Genomic DNA, 25,037 nt, shown 5'->3' on the forward strand with positions numbered 1-25,037 from the left:
ACAGTGCAGCGACACAACAGCGTAGTCGGCGAAGCCGCCTCCTCCTTCGGGGGCGGCGACTTCGCCTCGGCCACCGACAGCATTTTTAGCTAACTGAACGACTTTGCTCGTGAAGCGGGAAATTTTCGACATGGACATCGGAGGTTTCCCACTTCATTCCACTAGTTCTGACGGTCGAAGCCGACGCCATCTAGTGATTCACCAGAGCCCAAAAAATGTATTCTAGGACACAATTAAGGCCATGCACGTTGTACCATTAGCGCATGGAAATGACAGACGACACAGTCAGTGGCGAACGAGGCAGTGCAACCAGTGATGAACGAGACGACCTCGTGTTTGCTCGACCGGTGCCCGAGTACGTCGACTGGCTCGTCGGCGTGATTATCGCGCTCGGCGGGATGGCGCTGTTCGTCGGGGGTACCGTGGTGACCTTCGTGGTCGACCGGGAGTTGCTTGCGGAAGATATCGAGAGTGGACAGATCACGGTCGTCGTCCTGGAGCGGGACCTCACAGAGGCGGAGATGCTCGAGTTCTCGCTGGAGGTCGTGAACTGGACGGGGATCGGCCTCCTCGTGACGGGTATCGGACTCGTCCTGTTCGCGATTGGCTACGTCGCGTTCCGACACCGAGCTCACCAAAGCGCCGGGGATGAGACGCCCGTCGGCACGTATCGGTCGTCGGCGGTTCTCGGTGCAGTCGCGACGGCAGTACTCTCGTTCGTCCCTTTCTCGCCGATCCTCGGCGGTGGCCTGGCGGGCTACCTCGAACAGCCAGCGTCGGGACGGTCGGTGAGCGTCGGGGCACTCTCCGGGTTCCTGTCGATGGTTCCGGCGCTGGTCCTGCTCGGATTCGTCACTGTCGGCCTGTATGCGGGGTTCGCTGCGATACAGGAGGCCGGACTCGGCTTCGTCGTCGTCGCGGGGATGTTCTTCGGGTTGCTGGCGATCGGTGCCTACGGTGCCGGACTCGGTGCGCTGGGCGGCTTCGCGGGGGGTCGCCTGGCCGAAAACGGGTGAGTGCGACCGACCCGCCCGACCGAACTGACATGACATTGGGGGAGAGACAGACACGAAACGGGAACAACCCGTATTCCTCTCCGGCCGGGCCAGCCATGGGGATTCTCGTAGCCGGTCGGAGAAATAGCTGCCTCCGATCGGGCGGCGGAACTCGATTTCATCGACGAAATCGATGGATTTCTACGGCAATCCCATCAGACTCGCCTGGTCAGGGCGCTCAGAGCAGACCGTCCATGCTTTCTCCCGCCCCCGGTCGTCGCCGGCGTCATCCCCTGCGATGGGCTGTTGCGAACGCTCACCGGCGATATTTTGGGCCGTGGCGTCGAATACTCGGTATGAGCCCGTTCCCGCGTTCTCGGTCGTCGTTGCTCGGAGTCGTGGCCGGCGTCGGCGCGATCGGTGCCGCTACCCTCGCGGTCCGGCGTCGTCGAGTGTCAGAGCGTATTCGAGACTACACGACGAACGTCCAGAGAAACGCTGTGCCGGTCGATGCCGACCTCTACGAGCGGAGCGACGTCGAGGATCTGCCGGCCCCGGTTCGTCGATACTTCGAGACTGTCCTCCGGGATGGGCAACCGCACGTCACGCAGGTACGGCTGACACAGACGGGGCAGTTCCGGCTGGGTGGCGCCGACGCGGCCTGGCACCCGCTCACTGCGAGCCAGATCTACAGCGTCTCGCCGCCCGGGTACGTCTGGGACGCCGATATCGAACTCTCCCCGCTGGTCTCTGCCCGCGTTCTCGATGCCTACGTCGACGGCGAGGGACTGCTCCGGGCCAACCTTCTCGGGGCGATCCCGGTTGCGAGTGCAGGGCCAAATCGGCAGATGAGCGAGGCAGAACTCCAGCGATATCTCTCGGAGACGCCGTGGTTCCCGACGGCTCTGTTGCCGGCGGCCGGCGTCTCCTGGGAGGGGATCGACGACCGGACCGCCAGAGCGAGCATCGCCGACGGAGACGTGACTGCGACGGGAGTGTTCCACTTCGACGAGGCGGGATACCTCAGGCGACTCACCGCCGACCGATACCGGCAGGACGTCGACGCGGTCGCCCCGTGGGTTGGCCAGTACATGGGCTACGAAGGCCGCGACGGGATGGAAATTCCGACAGCGGCCGAGGTGGGATGGGAACGGGCCGACGGCACGGTGCCGTACTGGCGAGGACAGATAACCGAAATCGAATATCGGACCGGGTGACTGAACCTGTGGTTGGAGAGGTTGTTCTCCTGCCGTCGTATGGCAGAAGATATGTACATACCCAAAAATATCGAACTTTCGATTTATTCGTCGTCTTCTTCCGCTCCGAGAACCCGGGAGAGAACGACCCAGAGGCCGACGAACAACAGGACGAACACAATCGTGCCCTGGAGGAGCTTCGTGAATCGGGACTTCGATCCGCCCTCCTCGGCCGATTCGGGTTCGCCGTGCGATTCGTGGTCAATCGAATCGTCGTCGTGGTCTGTGGGCGTCTCGATCGAGGCGGGGCCGAACTGTGCGCCGTCGAAGTGTGGTTCGAAGATGGTGATCTTGGAGACCATGCATTGAATGACGACTCGAATACATATATGGGTGTCTTGTTCGCTACTCTGGTCGCACAATTCGGTCGACAACGATCGCTTGGCTGCTTGTCGAACGGCGAAAAGGTCTTATCCTCGTCGAGTCACACCTCAGAAAACAGGACGGGACATTGTGTTTGACCTCCTCACTCTCATTGCTCTCTCGCTCCAGGGAGCGATCCTCGGACTCCTCGCCGTTGCGATCAGTCGTCGGAACGTTGCGGCTGCCGTCAACGCGCTGGCAGCGCTCGCGCTTGCGTTGCTGCCAGCCATCCTCGAGATCAGTTTTCGGTTGGTACGAGCGGAACAACTTGGCCTCGACCCGTGGCTCGCCCTTTGGCTCGGTGTCGCCGGGTTCCTCCACTCGCTCGGCATGCTCGGACCGTACGACTCAATATGGTGGTGGGACCACCTCACTCACACCGTCTCGGCGGTACTCGTCGCAGCACTGCTCTATGCCGCGCTCATTGTCGCACCTTTCCTCGAAACCACCCAGTGGCCCGGGACTGTCGCCGGATTGACGGTCGCGTTCACGCTCGCGGTCGGCGTCTTCTGGGAGTTGATCGAGCTCGTCGCCCGCGACGTGGCCGACCGGCTCGACATCGAACCGGTACTTGTCCACTACGGCTGGCGTGATACGGCTCTAGACATCGTCTTCGACGTAGTGGGCGCGCTCGTCGTCGTCGTCTTCGACGTGCGGATCTTCGTTTCGATCGTCGAGCGGTTCCCGGCCACCACTGAGACGCTGCTCGTCGCGAGCGGGTGGACCGTTGTCCTCGGGTCTATCGCGATGGTACTGTTCGTTGGGATCAGCAGTTCGATACAGTCCTGAGCGAGCGGCCACGGAGACCGTCGACGAAACGAGGCCGGAGCTACGCGATCGTGTACCGGTCGAATCGATGGATCGCATGCCGGTAGGACGCTACCGTCAGCACCACGGCCGTCACGAGCAGCGCGGCCGAGAGAAGATACAGTGTATCGGCGGCGATGTCGATGCCGAACGGCAACGCCCAGGAGACGAATGCTGCAGCCAGTTCGCGGAATCCCGATTCGTAGACGACCCCGGCAGCACTCGCCGTGACGAAGAGGTACGCACTGAACAGCACGAACGCCCACCGGCTCGGCAGGACGGTCTTCATCGACCGCGTGACGTTGATCGCCTCGAAGCGCGGGAACGCCATCCCGACTCCGATCGAGAACGCGGCCGAGAGCACCATGACCACCGGCGTCGCGATCACGAGTGCGAGTACCGTATCGGTCTCGATCGGACTCAGCACGGCGATAACAGCCGTGAGAACGGTTCCGGCCGGAATCGCGACGGCCAGGCCGGCGAGTAGGTGCGCACGAACGAACGTCCGGCCGTCCACGCGGCTCAACAGCGTCGAGGACAGGGCCGCGCCCTGATCGCCCAGTGGATTCAGAGTGAAGATGACGCCGGCCGCCCAGGCGGCAAAGAGCAACGTCACGAACGGGAGATACGCCGGGACCTCCCCGCTCTGGACAACGTCTCCCAGAAGGCCAGCCATCGCGAACACCGGGAAGAAGGCATACAGCAATTTCAGCGGCGCCCGGACGGCGCGCCGCCAGGACAGTATCACCAGGGCAGCCATCTGCGGTCCGAGAATCCCTTCGACTCGTCGCTCGATTCCGGGGCTGGCGACTCCGTTCACGACTGACGCGGGTTTTTCGCCCGCGAGCGCTGGATCGGAGAACCAGTGGATCTCGGCTATGCGCGTCCCTGCGACCGTCCCGATCACTGTCAGGACGAGCGTGAGCGTCACGGCACCGCCGGCTCTCGCTGCGGACACGTCGACACCGGGCGTCCCGAGAAACAGCAGATCGGCGTACCAGGCCGTCGGCGAGGCCTGCATCGGCTCGAACAGCGCGACCACGAGTCGATCGATGGTGCCCGCCAGGAGTGCTGCGAAGTACACCAGGAACACTACGGCGATGATCACGCCCTTGTTTCGAGCGACGAAGGGGTACCGAGAGGCGACGTGGCGGATCGACAGGCCGATCGGATAGCCGACGGTCACGGCGGTGAGACCGGCTGCCAGGACCGCGACGGGGACGGCAATCAGGGCAGGAACGGTGCCCGTTCCGACGGCCAGTCCAGCACCGAGTCCAACCGCCGGTCCGAACACCCACAGGACGACGTACGTGAACTCGGCGAGGTAGACGCCAGCGAGAGCGACCCGTGTCGGGACGACCGTCAGGACACCTTCCGGCTGGGCGAGCGTTCCCCGCTGACCGACGGCCCGGACGGCAAAGATTAGCATGAAGATCAACCAGAACAGCGCGAGGATCCCGCCGACGATCGACGCCGAGAACGGACCGATCCCGAACAGCGGCTCGTCCGCTGCGAGTGATCGACCCATTCGATACCCGAGATAGCCGCCGCCGAGCGTTCCGGCGATGACCAGCAGGCCGTACATGACCAGGCCCAGGATCGACGACGACCCACTCCGCCAGTCCGTGTGGTTCCGGAGCATGCGGATCACGTCGATGCGGGCCAGCCGAACGCTGTGACCGAACGCGCTCATCGTCACGCACCGTCGGCCGCTGCTCCGCGTTCGGTGGTCGCATATTCCTCGGCGTGATCGGCCGTCACCGCGAGGAAGACGTCCTCGAGCGTCTCGCCGGCCCCCGCTTCGGCGCGCCGCTTGAGGTCCGACGGCGAACCCTCGGCGACGAGCCGGCCGTCGTGGAGGACACCGACCTCGTCGGCGAGTTCGTCAACGACTGAGAGGATGTGCGTCGACAGGAAGATCGTCGTTTCACCTTCGGAGAACTCGGCGATCAGGTCTTTGACCGTTCTGGCAGCACGCGGATCGAGCCCGCTGGTCGGCTCGTCGAGGAAGATCACCGTCGGCTCGTGGAGGATAGCTCCGACGAGTCCAGTCTTTTTGCGCATTCCGGTCGAGAAGCCATCGATCCGACGGTCGGCTGCGTCGTCGAGGTCGAACCGGTCGAGATACCCCTCGATGCGTTCGTCGGCCGCGGATCCCGGGATGTCGTGCAATGCGGCCACGTGACGGAGGTACTCACGGGCGGTCAACTCGTCGAACAGCGGCGGTTCCTCGGGAAGATAGCCGACGTGCTCGATGACGCCTGCGCGGTCCGTGACCGGGACGCCAGCGATCCACGCTTCGCCCGCTGTCGGCCGCGTCAGTGTCGTCAGCATGCGCATCGTCGTGGTCTTCCCTGAGCCGTTCGGTCCCAGGAAGCCGTAGACCGTGCCGGCTTCGATCGTCAGGTCGAGGCTCTCGACAGCGACGACGTCCCCGAAGTGCTTTCTCAGGCCGACGGCCTCGATCGCAAACGATCCGTCCCCCATGCCATCTCGAGTCATGAATGATTATTCGATCAGGCACCGTATAGTACTGGTTGTCGTTCTCCACCCGGAGCTAGCCACAGTCGAAAGATGCACGCAATTCGCCACGGGTCACACTGCCGGAAAACCCTAGATGAACCGGAACGTTTCGAGATTTTTCGGTGCGAACGTCCGCATGTTGTATTCGTGATACAGCGCCGAAGACAGGTCCTGGACTGACGATTCGTCCCCGTGGACACAGAGGACCTTCTCCGGGCGGGGGTTCATCGTCTTCACGAAGTTCTCCAGTCCCTGCCGGTCGGCGTGACCGGAGAAGCCGTCGACGGTTTCGACGTCCATCCGCATCTTCATTGTGTTGGACCGTCCGGTGCCGTTGCCGACGGGGATCTCGTCCCAGCCGTTCTGAATCCGCCGGCCCAGGGTCCCCTGTGCCTGGTAGCCGACGAACACGAGTTTCGAATCCGGATCCCCGCCGAGGTGTTCGAGCCAGGACATGATCGGGCCGCCGGTGACCATCCCCGACGTCGAGAGGATGATCGCCGGATCGTCGTCGGCGACCTCCTGGCGTTCCTCCTCGCCGCCGTCGATGTGATTAAACTGCTCGGCCAGGAAGGGGTTCTCGTCCTCGTGGAAGATCCGATCCCGGAGGTCGTCGCGCAGATACTCCGGATAGGTCGTGTGGATGGCCGTCGCCTCCCAGATCATCCCGTCGAGGTGGACTGGCATCTCGGGGATGTCACCCTTTCGCATCGCCTCTTCGAGGACGAGCATGATCTCCTGGGAGCGGCCGACCGCGAATGCGGGGATCAGTATCTTCCCGCCCTTCTCGTAGGTGTCGTTGATGACCTCCTTGAGTTTCTCCTCGGAGTCTTCCTGGTCGGTCTGGTAGTCGTTGCGACCACCGTAGGTCGACTCGAGGACGAGCGTCTCGACGCGCGGGAATTCGTTGACCGCGCCGTTGAACAGGCGGGTGTCCTCGTAGTGAATGTCCCCGGAGAACGCGACGTTGTACAGTCCGTCACCGATGTGGAAGTGTGCGATCGAAGAGCCGAGAATGTGCCCGGCGTTGTGCAGCGTGAGCTTGATGTCCGGGGAGATGTCGGTCACGTCGCCGTATTCGATCGGGATGGTGTGCTTGATCGCCTCGCGCACCATCTCCGAATCGTACGGCGGCGTGCGCCCCTCCTTGGCAGCGACGTCGAGATAGTCCAGCGTGAGCAGTCCCATCAGATCGCGGGTCGGCTCGGTCGTGTAGATCGGGCCGTCGTAGCCGTACTTGAACAGCAGCGGAATGAGCGCCGAGTGATCCAGGTGGGCGTGGGTCAGCACGACGGCGTCCAGCGAACTCGCGCCGGCACCGAGCGCTTCCGGCACCTGGAGATACGGCACTTCCCCTTCGGCCCCCGGCTTGTCGCCACAGTCGACGAGCACCCGCGTCTCGGGCGTCGAGACGATAAACGCAGCCCGGCCGACTTCCCGACAGCACCCCAGCGTCGTGATCCGGACCCACTGGTCGTCGGACATCTCCTCGCGGTGGATCTGTCGGCCGATCCGCTCGAGGATGTCGCGGCGCTCCTCGCGCTCCTGCTTGAGGAAGTTCCGGACGTTCTGCACCGTCGAGGACTCGATCGGCGGCGTTCGAACGACCTCGGGCGTCCAGCCGACCTCCTGTGTAATCTCGCGCATCGTCGCGCCGTGGCGACCGATGACGAGCCCCGGCTTCTCCGCCTCGATGACGACTTCACCGGTGTCGGCATGGAAATCGAGATCGGTGACGCCGGCCTCTTCGGGGATGACTGACTGGATCTGCTCGCGAGCGTCGTCCGGCCGCATGAGAACGTCCGGGTCCGGACGCACCGTAATTCGCTTTCGCAGTTTCGAGGCGAGACGCCGGACCAGGTCGCCGTCCTGGGCGAACTGCTTGGGATCGCGCGTGTAGATCACCAGTTCCGGTCCCTCGAACGTGACGTCCGAAATCGAGATCCCGGCCGGTACCTCGTTGCGAATCGTTTCCTCTATCTCCTCGAGCTTCTTGTCTACCCTGCTCATGGCTGGATAAAACGACGTGACACGCACGCACTGCGGCTGGCCGCCGCAGTACTCGTGTCGTGATCACTGGTGGTACTGTCGACTGTCCCATTTCTGAAGGATTTCGGCACCCGAAGTGCCGACAATCTCCACGAACGTACAGCCGACAGTATGAATAAGACTGTCATATCTGACGATTTGACTGCATGTCGGTGTACCACTCCGGACGACTCTCGCTGTGAGTGTCCGGAAAACCGATCTATACGTGTTCGTATTCCCCTCCGATTATAAAAGCCTTCGCAAAGAACTCCTGACAGATGAAACTAACCAGCGACACGATCCGCGCCGAATACGACTGGGTCCACGAACGAGGGCCGACAGTCGTGCCGATCGTCAATACGGTGCGTGCCGATCTCGGCGACGCGTTCGAGACGACGGTCGATCCGATCGATGTCGGGCAGTATCACGACGCCGTCGACGCGGTTTTCTCTGATGGCGACCGGGCGGTGAACGTTGCCGCACTCGTGGGCCTGCTTCGCGACCTCGACGTTCCGGGGGACTACCCGGGGTTCGTCGTCGACGAACTGCTCGCGCGCGAGCTGGCGGCGATGATCGCCGGCGAGCAACCGTTGCGCTTGCTCGCAGAGGCGACGTTCCACTATGCGGACGTCTACATCCATGGCGATCCTGACGATCCTGCGGGGCTCGACGATCTCGACGCCGCCCTGGCTGCGGGGGTCCAGACGCGCCTCCCCGGATGGGACTGGCAAGCCGGCGACAGCCCGTTCGGTGTCGACCCCTGACACCGGCGGCTGCCCGTTCCACTGCTTGTGGCTGTCGAATCCCCGAAAGGTGTCTGACTGAGAGTTATGGGCAGGGAGAACCGTCATACGACCACTATGAGCGACGAGCGGACGATCACGGTCGCGGAGGTGAGCGACGGTCCGGGCGGAACCGGCGATCACGGTGCCGACGTCTCGCTACCAGTGGTCGAGTTGCTGACTGGTCGAGGGTTCGTTACTGGGAAATCAGGCTCCGGGAAGAGCAACACGGCGTCGGTCATCGCCGAGAACCTGCTGGACGCGGGTTTCGGCCTGCTGATCGTCGACATCGACGGTGAATACTACGGTCTGAAAGAGGAGTACGAGATCCTTCACGTCGGGGCCGACGAGGAGTGTGACATCCAGGTCACGACCGAACACGCCGAGAAAATCGCGGGGCTGGCCCTCGAGCAGAACGTGCCGATCATTCTGGACATCTCCTCGTTTCTGGACGACGAGGAGGCCGAAACGCTGCTCACGGACGTTTCGAAACACCTCTTCGCGAAGGCCAAGAAGCTCAAGCAGCCGTTCCTGCTGTTAGTCGAGGAGGTCCACGAGTGGATCCCCGAGAACGGCTCCGTCGGCGAGGTCGGGAAGATGCTGATCAAGATCGGCAAGCGCGGGCGCAAACACGGCCTCGGGATGGTCGGGATCAGCCAGCGACCCGCGGACGTCAAGAAAGACTACATCACCCAGTGTGACTGGCTCGTCTGGCATCGCCTGACCTGGAACAACGATACGAAAGTCGTCCGGCGCGTGCTCGACGGCGAATACGCCGACGCGGTCGAAGATCTCGATGACGGCGAAGCCTTCCTGATGACCGACTGGTCCGAATCGATCCGGCGGGTGCAGTTCCACCGCAAGCAGACGTTCGACGCCGGGGCGACGCCCGGACTGGACGACTTCGAGCGGCCCGAACTGAAGTCCGTCAGCGAGGATCTGGTGTCGGAACTCCAGGAGATCAGCGAACAGAAACAGCAGCGCGACGATACTATCGAAGAACTCCGAGAGGAACTCGACAAGAAGAACTCCCGGATCGCCGAACTCGAGAAGGAGCTACAGGACGCTCGCGACCTGAGCCGGATGGCAGATCAGTTCGTCGACGCAATGCTCGACCAGGTCGAGGGAGCCAGCCCCGGCCGAACCGAGACCGAGCGGATGCGCGCTCGCCGACAGCGACTCGAGAGACAATCTCCATCCGCTCAGGCCGAGCACGCGACAGTGCCCGAGGCGAACGAACGAGCGGAATCGGACGACGACAAGCCGTCATCACAGAACGAGGAGTCCGAGACGGAGGGGGTCGAAGCGAACCTCCCGAACGAAATCGCAGACGCCGCGGAGGCGTTCGCGGCCGCGATGGACGACGAGAGTGGCGACTCCTCGAAGAGCGACCGGACGAGCGGCAACCCCGAAGGGAACAGCCGGACGAACGGTACGTCATCGCAGGACGACCGGACGAACGGAGACTCTTCCGGGACCGAGACGTTCGGATTCGAGTCGTTCGAGGCGCCGCCGGATCGTGTCGACGGGGAGACCGACACGTTCGATTTCTCGGACGCCGACATGCCGGCGTTTGGGTTCGAAACCCCTGACAGCAAGGCGAACGGAGCCAGCGACGGTGACGCAGACTCGTCGACGACAGCGACTACCGCGGCGACGAGCCAGGACAGCCCCGACGCCGGCTCAGCCGATCAGGCCCAGGGGAGCGACGACGACGCGATCGCCGAGGCAGTCGGGGCCGTCGACGAGCCGGACGACTCGTCGATCGACCGCCCGATGCCGGCTGCGATTTCGTCGCTCCGCACGGAGATCCGGGACCTCGACGAGAAGGCCCGGCGGATGCTGGCGTACTACGACGAGCAGGGGCCTGCGACGCCGCTCGACGCACACTTCGTCGCTGGCGGCACCGGTGACCGGACCGACGCCTACGCGCACAACCGAACGCTCCGGACCGCAGGACTGATCGAACACGTCGGCCGCGGGAACTACGATATCTGCCTCCGGAAGCGCCTCGACGAGGCGACGAACGGCCGGCTCGAAGACGACGAACTCGACGCCTTCCGGGAGCGACTGACGTCTGCGTTCGGCCGAACCGGGTGAGCGGACACTCCCCCTCAGCTTCCCGGAAGGATGTCGCCCAGGGCCCCACCGATCGACATGGGCAGGAACGCGACGACGACGTTCGCGAGCGCGACGGCCGGCCGGGTCCAGTCGACGCGTCCCCACGCCGTCAGCATCACCACCGCTAGCAGGAACGAGATCGTGAGGACGCCAGCGAGCCGGAACGGCACAATTCCGAGCAGGCGGTACCTGACACGAACGTCCTGAATCTCGGCGACGTACAGCACGCCAGTAGTGATCGACAGGGTGAACAGGACGGTCCCCGCGAGAAGTAACGGACGTGTCGCGAGGAACGAGCCGATCTCCTGTGTCCCACCCTCGACCGCCATCGGGATCCCGAACAGGAGCGCGCCGAGCAGCGCCTCTGTCGCGTCTGCGCGATCAAACCCCCAGATAATGCGCCCGAAAACGGCCTCGGACCGGGAGGCTTCCGAGGCGAGTTCCATCGCTTCTTCGACCCGATTGCGCTCCTCCTCGGAATCGACTGTCTCGGCCAGTTCCTCGAGCTGGTCGAAGATATCCCCGATGTCGGGGCTGTCGGTATCGTCAGTACTCATACCTATCGACCCGCCGTCGGTCCGGTCGGGGAGTCACCACTGTCATACGGCGTGCCGACGGCGTGTGGCCAGTTAATATTTGGCGATCATCGTGGCCGGCGAGAGCTGTCTGCCATGCCGTGCACCGCTCAGTCTTTGTGCCCGACGACGATCGCCAGCTGCTAGTGTCCGCCGTGGCGAGAACCCAGCGTTCGCGCGCCCGACGAGCCCGACGAGAGAATTTTCAGCGATCGGCGCGAGGCAAACTTTATCACTGCTGTACATCTCTAGTTGAAGACATGGAACGTTCCAGTCGGCAGCGAGAGCGAGTGGCCACCGACGAGGACACGACGGAACAGGAAGACGAGCGCGAGCAGTGTCCGGAGTGTGATTCGACGTCGCTGATCGCGAGCGCGGACGGGGGCGAGCTGGTGTGTGACGACTGTGGGCTGGTCGTCGAGGAGGGAGCGATCGACCGGGGTCCCGAGTGGCGGGCGTTCGATCACGGCGAGCGCCAGAAGAAGTCTCGTGTGGGTGCGCCGACGACCCAGACGATGCACGACAAGGGGCTGACGACGACGATCGACTGGAAGGACAAGGACGCCTACGGCCGCTCGATCTCTTCGAAGAAGCGCAGCCAGATGCACCGCTTGCGACGCTGGCAGGAACGGATCCGGACGAAAGACGCCGGCGAGCGCAACCTCCAGTTCGCGCTCTCTGAGATCGATCGCATGGCCTCGGCACTGGGCGTCCCGCGTTCGGTGCGGGAGGTCGCCTCGGTGATCTACCGGCGCGCGCTCGACGACGATCTGATCCGGGGACGCTCGATCGAGGGCGTCGCCACCGCCGCGCTCTACGCCGCCTGCCGACAGGAAGACATCCCACGCAGTCTCGAAGAGGTCTCGGACGTCTCGCGGGTCGAACAGAAGGAGATCGGCCGGACCTATCGCTACATCTCTCAGGAACTCGGACTGAAGATGGAACCTGTCGATCCAAAGAAGTACGTCCCCCGGTTCTGCTCGTCGCTGGAACTGTCCGAGGAGGTCCAGTCCAAGGCCAACGAGATCATCGACGTGACCTCAGAGAAGGGCCTGCTCTCGGGCAAATCGCCGACCGGCTACGCTGCCGCCGCGATCTACGCCGCCTCCCTGCTCTGCAACGAGAAGAAGACCCAGCGCGAGGTCGCCGATGTCGCGCAGGTCACCGAAGTCACCATCCGCAACCGCTACCAGGAACAGATCGAGGCGATGGGTCTGTGATCGACACGCCGCGAAGTCGTTCCTGATGACTTCGATCCCCCTGGACTATTCCTCGATGACTTCGAGCCCGCGGTTGTTCACGGCGGCGGGGTTGAGGCCGACCTCTTCGAGGAACTGTTTGTACTCGCGTTCGCACTTCTCGGCTTTCTGCTGGCGCTCGGAGGCGCGATCGCACAGCGCGACCAGGTCCTCGGGCACGTCGTTGGTGTAGACGATCCAGTGGTTGATGAGGTCCGAGAGGCGGCGGATCGGCGAGGTGAAGTGGCCGTAGATTTCGAAGTTCAGCGCGTGGTGGCCGCCGAAGGGGTCGTTCATGTACTTGGCGCGGGGCATCACCTTCATGACGGCCCACTGGATCTTGTCCAGCTGGCGCGGCGGTGCCTGTTCCAGCGTGGCGTTGACGGCCTTCCGGGGGTCGTCCCACGCACTGCCGGGGATCGAGACGCCGTCGAGTTCCTGGATCTCCTGGAGCGCCTCGTCCCACTCTTCGGGAGCCGGCTGGGGGTGGACCCGGTACATCGCCTCCACGCCGCGGTCCCACATGAGTTCGTGCGTGACGGCCTTGTTGGCCTTGAGCATGCACTCCTCGATGATCGTGTGGGCGCGGTCGCGCTTCGGATTCAACACGAGCGAGCCGTCTTCCTTGCGCTGTTCGTGCATGCTGTCGGCCAGTTCCCACACCGCCGAGAGTTCGTCGTGGAGCGGTGCGTCGGGGTCGTCCAGACGGTTCTCGGCCTGGGTGTAGGTCAGTCGCTCGTCGCTCCGGATAACCGACTTGTAGATCTCTATGTTCTCGTACCCGAGGTTCTCGGGATCGAGGTGCATCTCGACGGTGTGGGCCAGCCGGTCCTCCTCGGGCACCAGCGAGCAGACGGTCTCGGCGAGGATCGGCGGCAGCATGTGGATCGTGTAGGCGGGGAGATAGACCGTGTTCCCGCGCTCGACGGCCTCGCTCCACATCGCCGTCTCGGGATTGACGTAGTGGGTTACGTCGGCGATGTGCACCCACAGAACGATCTCGTCGTCGCGCACGTCGATCGAGATGGCGTCGTCGAAGTCCTGTGCGTCGATCGGGTCGACAGTGAAGGCGATCTTCTCGCGCAGATCGCGGCGCTCGTCGACTTCGCTCTGGATCTCTTCCTGGACGTCGGTCGTTCGTTGTTCGGCCTCTTCGAGGACCTCGGGCGGGAACGCGTCGCGGATGTCGAACTTCTCGAACAGCTCCTCGCGCTTGTTCTCCAGATGGCGGGCGAGTTCCTCGTCGATCTCCACGGGGCCCTGACCCTCCGCGGTTCCGGCTTCGGCCTGGGCGGACTCGTCGGTCATGCCTTTCGATAGGCCCACCCCGTAGGTAGGCGTTTCGACAGGCTGGCCCGTTCGCGTGGCCGTCGAACGGAACGGCGGTCAGTCACACGCGGACAAACGGGCGATTTATCCTCGTCGGCGGCAACCGCCACGTATGAACGTCAAGTCCCGACATCACCTCCGGGCGGACGCTATCGACGAGATCGTCGAGGCCGTCTCGCAGACGCTGGGCGTCGCGATCGACGCGGACACCTTCGAGAAGGTCGAGTTCGAGGACAGCGACTGGGAGGTCGTCCTCGTAGACGGGGAACCGGCCGTCCTGTATCTGGACGGCGAGGCGCAGAGCGATTCAGAGCGAAGCGGCGAAGGCGCAGAGCCGGAACCGTTCCTCACCGTCAAGGGAGCCAACGAGTACCCGCCGGAGACGAACGTCGTCACCGTCGACGCCGGTGCGATCTCGTTCGTCTCCGACGGCGCCGACGTGATGCGCCCCGGGATCGTCGAGGCCGACGACTCCATCGAGGCGGGTGATCTGGTCGCGATCGCCGAGGAGACGCACGGAAAAGTGCTGGCGATCGGCCGCGCCCGGGTCGACGGCGACGAGATGCTCGGCGACGAGGGCAAAGTCGTCGACTCGCTTCATCACGTGGGCGACGAGCTGTACGAGTTTTCGGTGTGAGGACCGGTCAACCACAGTGAGGGCGGCTTTTTCGTCCGGCCTTTTCGGGGAGTGGTGGCGAGCGGAGCGAGCGACCCGACGGTGAAAAGATTGCCAGTAGTGTGAGAGCACACTACGTTTTTAGGCGATGACCTCTTGGTTTCGTATATGAGCAGTGAGGGCGTCGATTCAGAGAGCAAGGTCTCGGGGAATCAGGCGAACATTCCTGCCCGTATCCGCCGAGAGTTAAATATCGACGATGGGGACAAACTCCGCTGGCGCGTTGAGGAAGACAGGACGCTTCGCGTTGAGGTCGTCCAGCAACGTACTGGAACGTTCAGCGACTTCGACGGCTACGATGGCGATCAGGAAACGGACGTCACTGCAGAACACGACAACTGGGGAGTCGAATAGGTGCCACGCGCACTCCTCGATACGTCGGTTCTCTTCGCGGCCGGCTATCGCCGCGACGGAGCACATGACGACGCCCTCCCGATTCTCACGGGGGTCGACACGGCGCATCTTCCTGAAGCGGTAATTCTCGACTACGTACTTGCGGAGACGTTGAACGGCCTGGCGACGCACGCTGGCCACTCCGCTGCCGTCGATTTCCTCGGCCGACTCGAAGAGAACGCGCGCTTCCATATTGACTCGATCACTACAGACGAATTCGCCGCGGCAAAAGGGCTCTTCAGACAGTACGAGCAGTTCTCGTTTGTCGATTCGGCGATCGTCGCGTATATGCAAGCAGAAGGGCTCGGGTATCTCTACGCGTTCGACGACGACTTCGATGTCGCCGAGGACGTCTACCGCCTTGAAACCGCAACTGATCCGTATCGACCGGATTGATAACGGCCACAGCCGACCGGCAGTGATAGGGATTAGCGTAGAAATCCATAGATTTCGCCCGGGAACGATGATCCGGTCACCCGATCGGAGTGAGAGTTTCTCCGATCGGCTACGCTAATCCCTATGAGTACTCGCACGGGCCGAAGGCAGTCGGTTCGAGTACTCCGTCGACGGTGGACGTCGCACTAGTCCTCGTCTTCGTCGAGCGCCTGCCAGGTGAGCCGCGTCGACCGCGCGGCCTCGACCTGGTCGATCCGGCGGGCGGTCGTCCGACGCGGAGCCGATTCGAGTGCGTCCGCGTCAGCCTCGCCCGCGGCGTCGAACGCGGCCGCCAGCAGGTCGAGCGTCTCCTTCGATTCGGCCTCGGTCGGCTCGACCATCAGCGCCTCCTCGACGAGTTCCGGCCACTTCGTCGTCGGCGGATGCACGCCGTGGTCGAGCATGTGCTTGGCGACGTTGGCGGCGTCCCGGTCGCCCGCACTGGCGACGAACTCGTGGTGGAACGGGCCGTACGGCACCTCGAAGTCGATCCGCTCGGCCAGGTAGTTGGCGTTGAGGACTGCTTTCGCGCTGGTATCCGCTAGGCCCTCGTCGCCGAGTCGCCGGACGTACGCGTAGGCTTTCAGCAGGACGAGCCAGTTCCCCTCGAACCCGTGGACCTTTCCGATCGAGTGTTCGGGTTCGTAGCGCTCGTAGGCCCCGTCCTCGGTCTCGCGGACGTGCGGCGCGGGCAGGTACGGCGCGAGTTCCTCGCGCACGCCGACCGGCCCGGCACCGGGGCCGCCACCGCCGTGTGGCGTCGCGAAGGTCTTGTGCACGTTGTAGTGCATCACGTCGAATCCCATGTCGCCCGGCCGGGCCTGCCCGAGCAGGGCGTTGAGGTTCGCCCCGTCGTAGTAGACCAGTCCGCCGGCATCGTGGACGACCTCGGCGATGGTCTCGATGTCGCGCTCGAACAGTCCCAGCGTGTTCGGGTTCGTCAGCATGAGTGCTGCGGTTTCTTCGCTCACTGCGGCTTCGAGCGCCTCAAGGTTTACCCGCCCGTCGTCGCCGCTGGGCAACTCGACGACGTCGAATCCTGCCATCGCCGCGCTGGCGAAGTTCGTCCCGTGTGCGCTGTCGGGGATCACGACCTCCGTCCGATCCTCTCCCTGTCGTTCGTGATAGGCCTTCGCGATCAGCAGGCCGGTGTACTCGCCGGCCGCGCCGGCCGGGGGCTGGAGCGTCACAGCGTCCATCCCACCGATCCGGCCGAGCCACTCCTGTAGCGTCGCCATCACCGCGAGCGTCCCCTGGACGCTCTCGTCCGGTCGATCCGGGTGCACGGCCGCGTTCTCGTCGGTTGCGACGCGTTCGAGCAGCGCCGGATTGTGCTTCATCGTGCAGCTTCCAAGCGGGAACGGACCGCTATCGACCCCGTAGGTCTCCTGAGAGAGACGCGTGTAGTGGCGCGCCAGCTCCGGTTCCGCGGGGGCCGCCATCGTGATTTCGTCCCGAGTAAGCTCCGCAGGTAGCGGCGCGTCGTCGATCTCGACCGTCTCGGATCGCTTCTCGATCAACAGCGGCTCGTACCGATCCTCGTCGGCCCAGCGTGCCTGATCGTAGTGCATTTCAGGCCACCTCCGAGAGCGCCGCGACGAGGCCGTCTGTCGCGTGCGCGTTCGCGTCGGTCACACAGAGTTGCAGGCGGTGCTCGTCTACCGCGTGCACGGCGTATCCACGGTCGAGCAAGCCGTCCCGGATCGCCGGGGCGGGCCGGTCAGTGTGGACGAGAAACTCCCTGAAGTGGTGGCGGTCGTGGACCGGCGCGCGAACGCCGTCGATGTCGTCGACTCGCTCCGCGAGGGTCCGTGCGTCACGGACTGCCGTCTCGGCCAGTTCGAGCAACCCGTCGGGCCCGAGCCAGGCGACGTGGATGGCCGTCCGCAGCGCGACCCACGCCTGGTTGGTGCAGATGTTCGAGGTCGCCCGCTCGCGGCGGATGTGCTGTTCCCGGGTCTGCAGCGTCAGCGTGTACGCTCGTCGTCCACTCTTGTCGCGCCCGGCACCGACCAGTCGTCCGGGCACCTGCCGGAGGAACTCTTCGCGGGTGACGAACAGGCCGTGCCCCATCCCGTAGGCGTGGCCGAGTCCGAGCGCCCCGGCGTCACCGACGACGACGTCCGCGCCGACGCTCGCCGGTGTCTCCAGCAACGACAGCGCCACCGGATCGGTCCCGAGACAGAACAGCGCCTCGCTGTCCTCGGCGAGGTCGCCGATGGCCGAGAGCCCTTCTTCGATCGTCCCCCGCACGGTGGGGTTCTCCGCGTAGATCAGGAGCACGTCCGAATCGACGATCGAGGCGAGCCCGTCCAGGTCCGCGTTTCCGTCGTCGCTCGGATACGACTCGACGGTGAGACCGGCTCCGCTGGCGTAGTTTTCGAGCACGGATCGCCGCTCCGACGGGAGCAGTTCGGGGACGAGCACGCGCGAGCCGCTGGCTCCCCGCACGCGGGCAGCCAGAGTCGCGGCCTCACCCAGTGCAGTCGCGTGGTCGTACATCGAGGCGTTCGCGATCGGCAGGCCGGTCAACTCGACCAGCATCGACTGGTACTCGAACAGCGCCTGCAGGAATCCCTGGGCGATCTCGGGCTGGTACTGCGTGTAAGAGGTCAGAAACTCCGAGCGCGAGGACAGCCGATCGACCACGGCCGGGACGTGATGGGCGTAGTGGCCGCGGCCCAGAAACGAGATCACGTCGTCGTTGTCCGAAAGCGTGTCTGCGAGTTCCCGGGTCGTCTCTCGTTCGCTCCGTGCGTCGATCCCGAAGGCGCCATCGAAACGAACCGCTGCTGGCACGTCGAACAGTGCGTCCACGTCGTCGACGCCGATCGCGTCGAGCATCGCCTGGGTTTCGGTGTCCGTGTGGGGTGCGTACGGACTCCCGTCGCGTACGCCCCTCATCGTGTTGCCACCACCTGAACAGTCATGTCACGGCCGGGCGTACCGACCGGGGGAATAAGTGTCTGCCGGGACCGGCCCTGTCGATACGTCCCTCAGCGTGCCGCGTCGACGACCACCTCGTCGTCGACGACGAGATTATACGCCTCTTCGTCGTCGTTCCACAGCACCAGCACGTTCTCGAAGTCCAGTAACGCCCCATAGGGGGCCTCCGCGAGCGGCCGCGTCAGCGACGAATCGTCGATCAATACGGCGAAGACGTCTTCGTTCTCGCTGCCGTCGCCGATCAGAAAGAGCGGATTGCCGCCCTCCGAGAGGTCGTGGCTGAGCTTGATCGCGACCAGGTCGATCCGGTCGGTCACCAGCGACTCGGCTTCCGCGAGCGGCGCGACTCGCGAGCGGTCGGGCGTGTACTCGATCCGTTTCGCCCCGTCGGTTCGCAGGATCGAGAAGGCGTACTGCACGTCGACGTTTTCGAACGCCCCGGCGTCGAACCGGTCGCCGGCAGCCGACTCCAGGCGTCGCTGGAACGGCGGCACCGCGAGATCCGGCTTGCGATCGAACGACCAGCAGTCGCTGTCGGGGGTCATCCCGGGCCAGAGGCGACAGGTCGGCGCGTAGATCGTGTACTCGTCCTCGACGGCCCGTTCGATCCGGCGCAGCCCCGTGGCCGTGTTCCTGTCTGCGGGTTCGATCGCGACGAGCGATCCGTCCGAGGCCAGCGCGGACCGGTATCGACGGAGCACCGACGCCGGATCGTCGAGTTCGTTCAGGACGTTCGCGAACACCAGTAGATCGAACTCCCCGTCGGGATCGAACGTTTCGGCACGCTCGCGGTGGACGGTCGCGTGGACGTTCCGGCCGGTCTCTTCCAGCATGCGTTCGAGCACGTCGGCGTTGTCGCTCGGTTCGACCGCGTGATAGTCGAGGAGGGCGTCCTCCGGGAGCAGATCGGCGAGTCCGAGCGCCGGTCCGCCGGTCCCGGCGCCGATCTCGAGCACCCGGAGCCGCGAGGGGAGTCGTCCCTCGCGAGCCAGATCCGCCAGCACGTACTGTGTGGCAGCGTAGGTGTCGGGAAGGTGGTAAATCGCGTACGCGAGCGCGGTCAGCTCGTCGTACGCCACCTCACGCTGGCCGAAGTAGGCGTCTTTCAGCGAGACCAGCCGCTCGCGGAGTCGGTCGCCGCTGGTGGCCTCCGGCCAGCCGGGACCGAACGTCTCGACGAGCAGGTCCTCCAGAGCCCGCGCGTATCGCTCGGGAAACGCCTCGACACCGTCGAAATCCACGGAGACGGGTCCCTCAGGCGCGGGGACGAACGTGCCGTCTTCCCGCTCGATCAGGTCGAGTTCGGGGGCCAGTTCCCGCAGCGTCGTCCGGACGACGCCGGGATGGGGCTGTCCCTCGACGTACTCGTAGATCTCTTCGGGGTCGATCGGACGGACGTTTCGCAAGTACTGGGCGTTCTCGCGGATCGCCTGTCTCTGATCGCTCATCGGTCGCTCGCCTCCCTGTAGAGGTCCTCGAAGGCGTCCCTGTCCGCGTCGGCGATATCCCTGGCGGCGTCTGCGACCGCTTCGGCCCCCTCGAAGGTCTTCTGGATGTCGGCGTAGACCCGCGGATCGTTGCCGGTCACCTGCTCGACGAGATCGAACAGGCCGGCCGAGATCGGCGTGTGGAACGCGTCGGGCACCTCCCGGGCGGCCAGCGCGAACGCGAGAACGGCCGTGTGCGCGCCCGCCTGAACCGTTTCCATCGCCTCGTCGTGGGTCGCGGCGTCCGTCTCGACCCACTGGTTGCCCTGCGCGGTGAGGGCGTCGCGCACCGCGGCAGCGATCTCACTGCCGTCTTCGACGACCGCCGCGACGTTCCCCGGTGCGTTATCGGCAGCGAAAAGCGGGTGGAGGCTGATCCGCTCGCGCCCGGACGCGTGCTCGTTCATCGCCGCGAGTGGGCCAGCCATGTGTCCAGCCAGATCCGCGACGGCCGCCGTCGCGTTGTCGGCGAACTGGGCGATCACGTCAGGCGTGGCCGGAATGGGGACGGCGACGCAGACGAGGTCGAACTGCTCGTCGGTGTCAAGCGAGACGGTGCGGGCCTCGAGCGCGTCGGCGGCCGCCTCGGCGACGGTCGGATCCGCGTCGGCGACGGCGAGGTCGACGGGTTCCTCGAGGCCGTCTCTCACGGCCGTCGCGAACCATCGTCCCATCTCACCGGCACCGACGACGAGGACGTTCATCGCAGGAGGATTTCCGTTCGGCAGTCAAAAGCAGTTCGGTCGTCGGACACGACGATCACTGTGTTTTATGCCTGTTCAGCGTCGATCCGAACGTACGTCGGGGATTCCGGCGGTGGACACAGTGAGTTCGAAACTAGGATACGTGGAGATCGCGCTCGGAACCGCGATCACGTTCGGGGGAACGGTACAGATCTTGATCTCGATGGAGGAGACGACGCAGGTGCTTCTGTGGGGCGCTGCCGTACTGATCGGATTGTTCGTCCTCGCGTACGGGGTCGTCTCAGTGATGAATGCCGGCGGCTCGGAGGAGGCGGCCGACCCGAACAAGGCCATCAGCAAGACGGATTCGCGATTCGGTCGCGGCTAGCGCTCACGGTTCGGGAATGGCTAGCCGCCCAGCGAGCCGAGCAGCGGAATCTCGGCGTCGGCGGCGCGGTAGGCGAACCAGGCGGCCCCGAGCAGGGCGACGAACACCAGGCCGGCGACGCCGTCGGCGACGAGCAGGCCCTGGGGATCGAGTCCGTGACGGCCGAGCAGCATCTGGATCGCAAGCAGGACGGCGGCCAGGAGACTCAACGATCCCTGCCGGACCGCGTCTCGATCGCCAGTTGCCCGCGTCCAGGTCCCGACCGCGATCAACAGGGCGAACAGCACCAGCGCGAGCCCGTAGTAGACGATCTGGACTTCGGGCGTGTAGGGGAAGACCGTCCCGAAACTGAACAGATGGCCCAGCGGGACCAGCGCGAGCGCCAGAAGTGCGGCGTCTCGAAGCCGCGATCGCTCGACGGGTCCGTAACTGAGCGCCGTCGCGTAGACGACGAGCGTGAAGATCGACAGCGCGGCAAGGTAGTGTGCCGCCTGGACGGGCGGGGAGTACCCCCAGGGAAAGAGCCCGCCAACGGTGACCGTGAGCGCGCCCAGTCCGATCTGGACCGGGAGCAGCGCGACGGCGGCGACGAGGCTGTAGCGGACGCGCCGGCTCGCGCCGCGCACCCAGGCCAGCCCGGCGATCCCGAGCAGGGCGAACCCGGTCACCATCGCGACGAGGCGGTGGAACCACTCGACGAAGCTCATCCAGTTCGCGGGGAACAGTCCGAAGACGGCGCCGTCACAGAACGGCCACCGGGCACCACATGTGAGGCCGGCACCGGCCCCGGCCGTGTACACGCCCAGCAACATGAGGACGAACGTCAGCCCACTCGCGCCCGCGAGCAGTCGCCGGAGTTGCATAGACGACCGTCAGTGCCGCGAGTACTTATGAGCACTTGTACCGTCAATCGGACCGAGACAGAGCTCCGTGCCTCACTGATTCGCAGGCAGGACGTCCGAGTGGCTCGACGACGCCCCGATACGACGAAAAAGCCGCTGCCAGCGGACCGGTACCCTAGAGCGTGCCCTTCGTGCTCGCGACGTCGGCTCGCCGGTCGTCGATCCGCGTGGCGTCGTCGAGCGCGCGAGCGAGACACTTGAACAGCGCCTCGATCTCGTGGTGGGCGTTCTCGCCGGTGACCTCGGCGTGCAGTGTCAGGCCGGCGTTCATCGCAAGCGAGCGCAGGAAGTGCCGGGCCATGTGGCTGGTCAGCTCGCCGACCGACGCCTGGGAAAACTCGCCGTCGAACTCGAAGTAGGGGCGCCCGGAGATGTCGAGGACGACCCCCGCGATGGCCTCGTCGAGGGGAACTCGTCGGTCGGCGAACCGCTCGATTCCGCGCTTGTCGCCCAGCGCCTGCTCGAGTGCCTCGCCGATCGTGATCGCGACGTCCTCGACGGTGTGGTGGTCGTCGATCTCCAGATCGCCGTCACAGGAGACGGTCAGGTCGAACAGTCCGTGGGTCGCGAACGATTCGAGCATGTGATCGAAAAACCCGATCCCGGTGTCGATCGTCGCGTCGCCGTCGCCGTCGACATCGAGCGTCACTTCGATCTCGGTCTCGGCCGTCTCGCGCGTGACGGCTGCAGTCCGGTCGGTCATATGACCGCCCACGTGGGCCGGCCTCAAGAGTGTATCTGGTCGCCGTCAGATGTTCGGGTCGATCCGCCTGGCGACGAGGACGGTCGGCGCGACGAGAACGGTCAGCGCGAGCGGGATCCACATCGCCGTTCGGATGCTGGTGACGTCCGCCAGCGCGCCCATCGCGACCGGGACCAGCGCGATGCTGATTGACGCTGTCGAAGTTGAGATCGCGTTGATCGGCGCGCTGTACTCCGGCGCGGCCTGCGTCCCGAACGCCAGCAGCGTCGGGAAGATCCCCGAGACCAGTACGCCGAGAACCGCGACACCTGCGAAGACGATCGTGCCCTCCGCGACGAAGAACGTCCAGAGGAACACGGGGACGATCAGGATTTCGAGCGCGACGACCAGCGGACCGTAGGGAACGCGTTCGGCAATCAGCGTGTAGACGAATCGCCCGGGGATATATGAGACGATGAACGCGCTCAACAGGAGACTCGCCCGCGTCGAACTGAGCCCGGCGATCTCCTCGCCGAAGGTCGGCAACCAGAGAAACATCGCCCCTTCGAGACCGGTGTGAAAGACGAGCGCGATCACCGTCGCCGCGATAGCCGGCGTCCGAAGCAGCCCGACCGCAGCGCCGACGTCGAGCTCCGCTTCCGCGTCGTTGACGGGCGTTTCGAGCCGCCAGACGAGCCCTGCGACGAGGCCGAACGCGACGGCTAACGCCCCGTACGCGTACCGCCAGTCACCGGCACCGACCGCGAGACTCAACACTGCCGGTCCCGCCGCCGCGCCGATCGCCCACGCCATGTCGTAGAGATTGAACACCCGGCCGCGGGCGTTCGGGTAGAGGTGTCCCAGTAGTGGACGATCCAGTCCGCGTGAGACGCCGGTCCCGAGCCCGCGAAGCAACAGGAAGCCGAGATACGCGACGAAAAATGGAGCCAGCCCCATACCGATAATACCGACTGTCGTCACCAGGATCCCTCCCAGGAAGTACCGCCGGGTGTTGATCCGACCGGCGATCGCCCCGGCGATCAGGATCGTCACCGCGAATCCGAGCGTCCCCGCCGGACCGACCAGCCCCTGCATCCCCTTGCTGATTCCCCACTGGTCTCCGAGGATCGGCAACAGCGGGCCACGCATCTGCATTCCGAGCCCCTCGAGGGCCACGAACAGCACGATAGCGACCGTCCACAGCCGCCGGGACGTGATCGCACTCCGGGCGTCCGCCTCGCTCGCCTGTGCCATACCTCAACCTCCCAGCGAAAGTGAGAAAAGTATTTTGGAATAGTCGATGAATATGTTTTCAATGAGTGGGGATCCACTCCGGGAGCACCTGATGACATTCGGACTATCATCGACCGAGATCGACGTGTATCGGGCGATCCTCCGGGCGGGAGCGGCGACGACGGGTGAACTGGCGGAAGCCGCGGGCGTCTCGCAGGGGTACGTCTACGAGGTCGTGGAGACGCTCGCCGAGCGGGACTTCGTGGCGATCGACGAGAGCAGTTCGCCGACGACGATCCGGGCTCGCGAACCAGAGGCGGCGATCGAGGGATTGACCAGCCGGATCGACGAGCTGGAGTCCGCGATCGAATCCGAGTACGCTGGCGGCGCAGGGCAGGCAGAGTTCGAGATCGTCCACTCGCGGGCGACGGTCCGCCGGCGCGCTCGCAGCGCCATCGAAGCGGCAGCCCGCGAAGCGTTCGTCGTTGTCCCCGCGTCGGAGTTCGAGCACCTCGCGGGCGTGCTGGCCAGCGCGGTCGATCGAGGGGTGTTCGTCTACTGTCTGTTGCTCGGACCCGACGCCGTCGACGTCGCCGACGAACTCGAAGAACCGGGCAGGTACGCGCACGTCCTCCGCGTCTGGGCGGCGACCCCGCCGGTGTTCGTTCTCGTGGACGAGCAGACGGGCGTGATGGGTAGCTACGAGGTGCTCAGCGGCCGCCACGGGGCAGAATACGCGCTCGCGTTCTCCCAGCCCGAGGTCGCCAGCGGCTTCTACGGCAACCTGATCAGCAACGTCTGGCCGATGGGCGAGACAGTCTTCCGTTCGGAGCCGGACCCGCTACCAGCGAGGTACGACCACCTCCGAACGGCCGTGACGAACGCCGTCTTCCACCGCGAGGCCGGCCGCGATCTGGCGGCCGATCTGGTCGTCGAACGGACCGATTCCGGCGATCGAGAGACCTTCGAGGCTGTCCCGATCGTCGACATCCGGCAGAGTCTCGTCGGCGAATCGACCGCGGAGTTCCCCATGGAGAACAGTCTCGTCTTCGAGGTGGATGGAACGCGCTATTCTGTCGGCAACGGTGGCGGCGGGATCGATCCGTTCCTGGAACCGTACGCTGCCCGCGAGGTCTGGCTGCGAGAACGGTGATCGACGACCACTGCGACTGCCCGAGGCGAGTCGAGAACTCCC

24 protein-coding genes and 1 pseudogene are annotated in these 25,037 nt (G+C 64.8%); 11 read left to right on the forward strand and 14 right to left on the reverse strand.

Annotated elements, in window-relative coordinates:
• Positions 1–132: pseudogene (locus tag OB916_RS13250) on the reverse strand (IS5/IS1182 family transposase); the annotation flags it as partial.
• A 131-nt stretch (positions 133–263) separates the two neighbouring features.
• Between OB916_RS13250 and OB916_RS13255 the strand changes: the two are divergent.
• Positions 264–1,016 (forward strand): DUF5518 domain-containing protein, encoded by a 753-nt coding sequence (locus tag OB916_RS13255; protein ID WP_315909772.1) that lies wholly within the window; start codon positions 264–266, stop codon positions 1,014–1,016.
• A gap of 335 nt (positions 1,017–1,351) precedes the next feature.
• Complete coding sequence (locus OB916_RS13260) at positions 1,352–2,212, forward strand: DUF6920 family protein (protein WP_315909773.1); 861 nt, start codon at positions 1,352–1,354, stop codon at positions 2,210–2,212.
• 83 nt (positions 2,213–2,295) lie between these two features.
• On the opposite strand, the gene OB916_RS13265 is transcribed toward OB916_RS13260, so the two are convergent.
• The gene (locus OB916_RS13265; RefSeq protein WP_315909774.1) at positions 2,296–2,553 is read right to left on the reverse strand and encodes a hypothetical protein; all 258 of its coding nucleotides are present in this window, start codon (positions 2,551–2,553) and stop codon (positions 2,296–2,298) included.
• Positions 2,554–2,704: 151 nt separating this feature from the next.
• On the opposite strand from OB916_RS13265, the gene OB916_RS13270 reads away from it, so the two are divergent.
• Complete coding sequence (locus tag OB916_RS13270; protein ID WP_315909775.1) at positions 2,705–3,403, forward strand: hypothetical protein; 699 nt, start codon at positions 2,705–2,707, stop codon at positions 3,401–3,403.
• 40 nt (positions 3,404–3,443) lie between these two features.
• Here OB916_RS13270 and OB916_RS13275 read toward each other — a convergent pair whose 3' ends face one another.
• From OB916_RS13275 to OB916_RS13285, 3 genes are all read right to left on the reverse strand, one after another.
• Positions 3,444–5,114, reverse strand: coding sequence for a hypothetical protein (locus OB916_RS13275; protein WP_315909776.1), 1,671 nt, complete (start codon positions 5,112–5,114; stop codon positions 3,444–3,446).
• 2 nt (positions 5,115–5,116) lie between these two features.
• Positions 5,117–5,908 (reverse strand): ABC transporter ATP-binding protein, encoded by a 792-nt coding sequence (locus OB916_RS13280; RefSeq protein ID WP_390884088.1) that lies wholly within the window; start codon positions 5,906–5,908, stop codon positions 5,117–5,119.
• Between the two features lie 126 nt (positions 5,909–6,034).
• Positions 6,035–7,954 carry a beta-CASP ribonuclease aCPSF1 gene (locus OB916_RS13285; protein ID WP_315909778.1) on the reverse strand — a complete coding sequence of 640 codons (1,920 nt, stop codon included), beginning with the start codon at positions 7,952–7,954 and terminating at the stop codon, positions 6,035–6,037.
• A gap of 296 nt (positions 7,955–8,250) precedes the next feature.
• On the opposite strand from OB916_RS13285, the gene OB916_RS13290 reads away from it, so the two are divergent.
• Together OB916_RS13290 and OB916_RS13295 are read left to right on the forward strand one after the other, a co-directional pair.
• A complete protein-coding gene (locus tag OB916_RS13290) occupies positions 8,251–8,736 on the forward strand; it encodes a hypothetical protein (protein ID WP_315909779.1) in 486 nt (161 codons plus the stop codon).
• A gap of 96 nt (positions 8,737–8,832) precedes the next feature.
• The gene (locus OB916_RS13295) at positions 8,833–10,854 is read left to right on the forward strand and encodes a helicase HerA domain-containing protein (protein ID WP_315909780.1); all 2,022 of its coding nucleotides are present in this window, start codon (positions 8,833–8,835) and stop codon (positions 10,852–10,854) included.
• Between the two features lie 14 nt (positions 10,855–10,868).
• Here OB916_RS13295 and OB916_RS13300 read toward each other — a convergent pair whose 3' ends face one another.
• Positions 10,869–11,432: a DUF2391 family protein gene (locus tag OB916_RS13300; RefSeq protein WP_315909781.1), complete on the reverse strand. Its 564-nt coding sequence runs from the start codon at positions 11,430–11,432 to the stop codon at positions 10,869–10,871.
• Between the two features lie 278 nt (positions 11,433–11,710).
• Here OB916_RS13300 and OB916_RS13305 point away from each other — a divergent pair, with 278 nt between their 5' ends.
• Positions 11,711–12,670, forward strand: a complete 960-nt coding sequence (locus OB916_RS13305) for a transcription initiation factor IIB (protein ID WP_315909782.1) — start codon at positions 11,711–11,713, stop codon at positions 12,668–12,670.
• A 45-nt stretch (positions 12,671–12,715) separates the two neighbouring features.
• On the opposite strand, the gene OB916_RS13310 is transcribed toward OB916_RS13305, so the two are convergent.
• Positions 12,716–13,996: a ribonuclease R gene (locus OB916_RS13310; protein ID WP_315909783.1), complete on the reverse strand. Its 1,281-nt coding sequence runs from the start codon at positions 13,994–13,996 to the stop codon at positions 12,716–12,718.
• A 133-nt stretch (positions 13,997–14,129) separates the two neighbouring features.
• On the opposite strand from OB916_RS13310, the gene OB916_RS13315 reads away from it, so the two are divergent.
• From OB916_RS13315 to OB916_RS13325, 3 genes are all read left to right on the forward strand, one after another.
• Positions 14,130–14,654: an RNA-binding protein gene (locus OB916_RS13315; RefSeq protein WP_315909784.1), complete on the forward strand. Its 525-nt coding sequence runs from the start codon at positions 14,130–14,132 to the stop codon at positions 14,652–14,654.
• Positions 14,655–14,801: 147 nt separating this feature from the next.
• Complete coding sequence (locus tag OB916_RS13320; protein ID WP_315909785.1) at positions 14,802–15,047, forward strand: AbrB/MazE/SpoVT family DNA-binding domain-containing protein; 246 nt, start codon at positions 14,802–14,804, stop codon at positions 15,045–15,047.
• Positions 15,048–15,482, forward strand: coding sequence for a PIN domain-containing protein (locus tag OB916_RS13325; protein WP_315909786.1), 435 nt, complete (start codon positions 15,048–15,050; stop codon positions 15,480–15,482).
• 185 nt (positions 15,483–15,667) lie between these two features.
• Here the strand turns inward: OB916_RS13325 and gcvPB are convergent, their stop codons facing one another.
• From gcvPB to OB916_RS13345, 4 genes are all read right to left on the reverse strand, one after another.
• Entirely contained in the window at positions 15,668–17,092 is a 1,425-nt protein-coding gene (gene gcvPB, locus OB916_RS13330; protein ID WP_315909787.1) for an aminomethyl-transferring glycine dehydrogenase subunit GcvPB, read from the reverse strand.
• Position 17,093: 1 nt separating this feature from the next.
• On the reverse strand, positions 17,094–18,425 hold the full coding sequence (gcvPA, locus tag OB916_RS13335) for an aminomethyl-transferring glycine dehydrogenase subunit GcvPA (protein WP_315909788.1): 1,332 nt from the start codon (positions 18,423–18,425) through the stop codon (positions 17,094–17,096).
• Positions 18,426–18,517: 92 nt separating this feature from the next.
• A complete protein-coding gene (locus tag OB916_RS13340) occupies positions 18,518–19,915 on the reverse strand; it encodes a small ribosomal subunit Rsm22 family protein (RefSeq protein ID WP_315909789.1) in 1,398 nt (465 codons plus the stop codon).
• Positions 19,912–20,658, reverse strand: coding sequence for a prephenate dehydrogenase/arogenate dehydrogenase family protein (locus OB916_RS13345; protein WP_315909790.1), 747 nt, complete (start codon positions 20,656–20,658; stop codon positions 19,912–19,914). Before OB916_RS13345 ends, OB916_RS13340 begins: the two co-directional genes overlap by 4 nt.
• A 121-nt stretch (positions 20,659–20,779) precedes the next feature.
• Between OB916_RS13345 and OB916_RS13350 the strand changes: the two genes are divergently transcribed.
• A complete protein-coding gene (locus tag OB916_RS13350) occupies positions 20,780–21,025 on the forward strand; it encodes a hypothetical protein (RefSeq protein ID WP_315909791.1) in 246 nt (81 codons plus the stop codon).
• 20 nt (positions 21,026–21,045) lie between these two features.
• Here OB916_RS13350 and OB916_RS13355 read toward each other — a convergent pair whose 3' ends face one another.
• The 3 genes from OB916_RS13355 to OB916_RS13365 all read right to left on the reverse strand — a co-directional run bounded on the left by OB916_RS13355 (position 21,046) and on the right by OB916_RS13365 (position 23,863).
• Positions 21,046–21,888 carry a COX15/CtaA family protein gene (locus OB916_RS13355; protein WP_315909792.1) on the reverse strand — a complete coding sequence of 281 codons (843 nt, stop codon included), beginning with the start codon at positions 21,886–21,888 and terminating at the stop codon, positions 21,046–21,048.
• Between the two features lie 154 nt (positions 21,889–22,042).
• On the reverse strand, positions 22,043–22,630 hold the full coding sequence (hisB, locus tag OB916_RS13360) for an imidazoleglycerol-phosphate dehydratase HisB (protein ID WP_315909793.1): 588 nt from the start codon (positions 22,628–22,630) through the stop codon (positions 22,043–22,045).
• Positions 22,631–22,675: 45 nt separating this feature from the next.
• Positions 22,676–23,863 carry an MFS transporter gene (locus tag OB916_RS13365; protein WP_315909794.1) on the reverse strand — a complete coding sequence of 396 codons (1,188 nt, stop codon included), beginning with the start codon at positions 23,861–23,863 and terminating at the stop codon, positions 22,676–22,678.
• Between the two features lie 61 nt (positions 23,864–23,924).
• Here OB916_RS13365 and OB916_RS13370 point away from each other — a divergent pair, with 61 nt between their 5' ends.
• Entirely contained in the window at positions 23,925–24,995 is a 1,071-nt protein-coding gene (locus OB916_RS13370) for a TrmB family transcriptional regulator (protein WP_315909795.1), read from the forward strand.
• The last annotated feature ends 42 nt before the right edge of the window (positions 24,996–25,037 follow it).

The organism is Halapricum hydrolyticum (assembly GCF_025517535.1).
In the GTDB taxonomy this organism is placed as follows: domain Archaea; phylum Halobacteriota; class Halobacteria; order Halobacteriales; family Haloarculaceae; genus Halapricum; species Halapricum hydrolyticum.

Bases quoted from the DNA above. Each gene is read 5' to 3' on its own strand.
- OB916_RS13255 (WP_315909772.1), top strand. From the start codon at position 264: ATGGAAATGACAGACGACACAGTCAGTGGCGAACGAGGCAGTGCAACC.
- OB916_RS13260 (WP_315909773.1), top strand. From the start codon at position 1,352: ATGAGCCCGTTCCCGCGTTCTCGGTCGTCGTTGCTCGGAGTCGTGGCC.
- OB916_RS13265 (WP_315909774.1), bottom strand. From the start codon at position 2,553: ATGGTCTCCAAGATCACCATCTTCGAACCACACTTCGACGGCGCACAG.
- OB916_RS13275 (WP_315909776.1), bottom strand. From the start codon at position 5,114: ATGAGCGCGTTCGGTCACAGCGTTCGGCTGGCCCGCATCGACGTGATC.
- OB916_RS13280 (WP_390884088.1), bottom strand. From the start codon at position 5,908: ATGGGGGACGGATCGTTTGCGATCGAGGCCGTCGGCCTGAGAAAGCAC.
- OB916_RS13285 (WP_315909778.1), bottom strand. From the start codon at position 7,954: ATGAGCAGGGTAGACAAGAAGCTCGAGGAGATAGAGGAAACGATTCGC.
- OB916_RS13290 (WP_315909779.1), top strand. From the start codon at position 8,251: ATGAAACTAACCAGCGACACGATCCGCGCCGAATACGACTGGGTCCAC.
- OB916_RS13295 (WP_315909780.1), top strand. From the start codon at position 8,833: ATGAGCGACGAGCGGACGATCACGGTCGCGGAGGTGAGCGACGGTCCG.
- OB916_RS13300 (WP_315909781.1), bottom strand. From the start codon at position 11,432: ATGAGTACTGACGATACCGACAGCCCCGACATCGGGGATATCTTCGAC.
- OB916_RS13305 (WP_315909782.1), top strand. From the start codon at position 11,711: ATGGAACGTTCCAGTCGGCAGCGAGAGCGAGTGGCCACCGACGAGGAC.
- OB916_RS13310 (WP_315909783.1), bottom strand. From the start codon at position 13,996: ATGACCGACGAGTCCGCCCAGGCCGAAGCCGGAACCGCGGAGGGTCAG.
- OB916_RS13315 (WP_315909784.1), top strand. From the start codon at position 14,130: ATGAACGTCAAGTCCCGACATCACCTCCGGGCGGACGCTATCGACGAG.
- OB916_RS13320 (WP_315909785.1), top strand. From the start codon at position 14,802: ATGAGCAGTGAGGGCGTCGATTCAGAGAGCAAGGTCTCGGGGAATCAG.
- gcvPB (WP_315909787.1), bottom strand. From the start codon at position 17,092: ATGCACTACGATCAGGCACGCTGGGCCGACGAGGATCGGTACGAGCCG.
- gcvPA (WP_315909788.1), bottom strand. From the start codon at position 18,425: ATGAGGGGCGTACGCGACGGGAGTCCGTACGCACCCCACACGGACACC.
- OB916_RS13340 (WP_315909789.1), bottom strand. From the start codon at position 19,915: ATGAGCGATCAGAGACAGGCGATCCGCGAGAACGCCCAGTACTTGCGA.
- OB916_RS13345 (WP_315909790.1), bottom strand. From the start codon at position 20,658: ATGAACGTCCTCGTCGTCGGTGCCGGTGAGATGGGACGATGGTTCGCG.
- OB916_RS13355 (WP_315909792.1), bottom strand. From the start codon at position 21,888: ATGCAACTCCGGCGACTGCTCGCGGGCGCGAGTGGGCTGACGTTCGTC.
- hisB (WP_315909793.1), bottom strand. From the start codon at position 22,630: ATGACCGACCGGACTGCAGCCGTCACGCGCGAGACGGCCGAGACCGAG.
- OB916_RS13365 (WP_315909794.1), bottom strand. From the start codon at position 23,863: ATGGCACAGGCGAGCGAGGCGGACGCCCGGAGTGCGATCACGTCCCGG.
- OB916_RS13370 (WP_315909795.1), top strand. From the start codon at position 23,925: ATGAGTGGGGATCCACTCCGGGAGCACCTGATGACATTCGGACTATCA.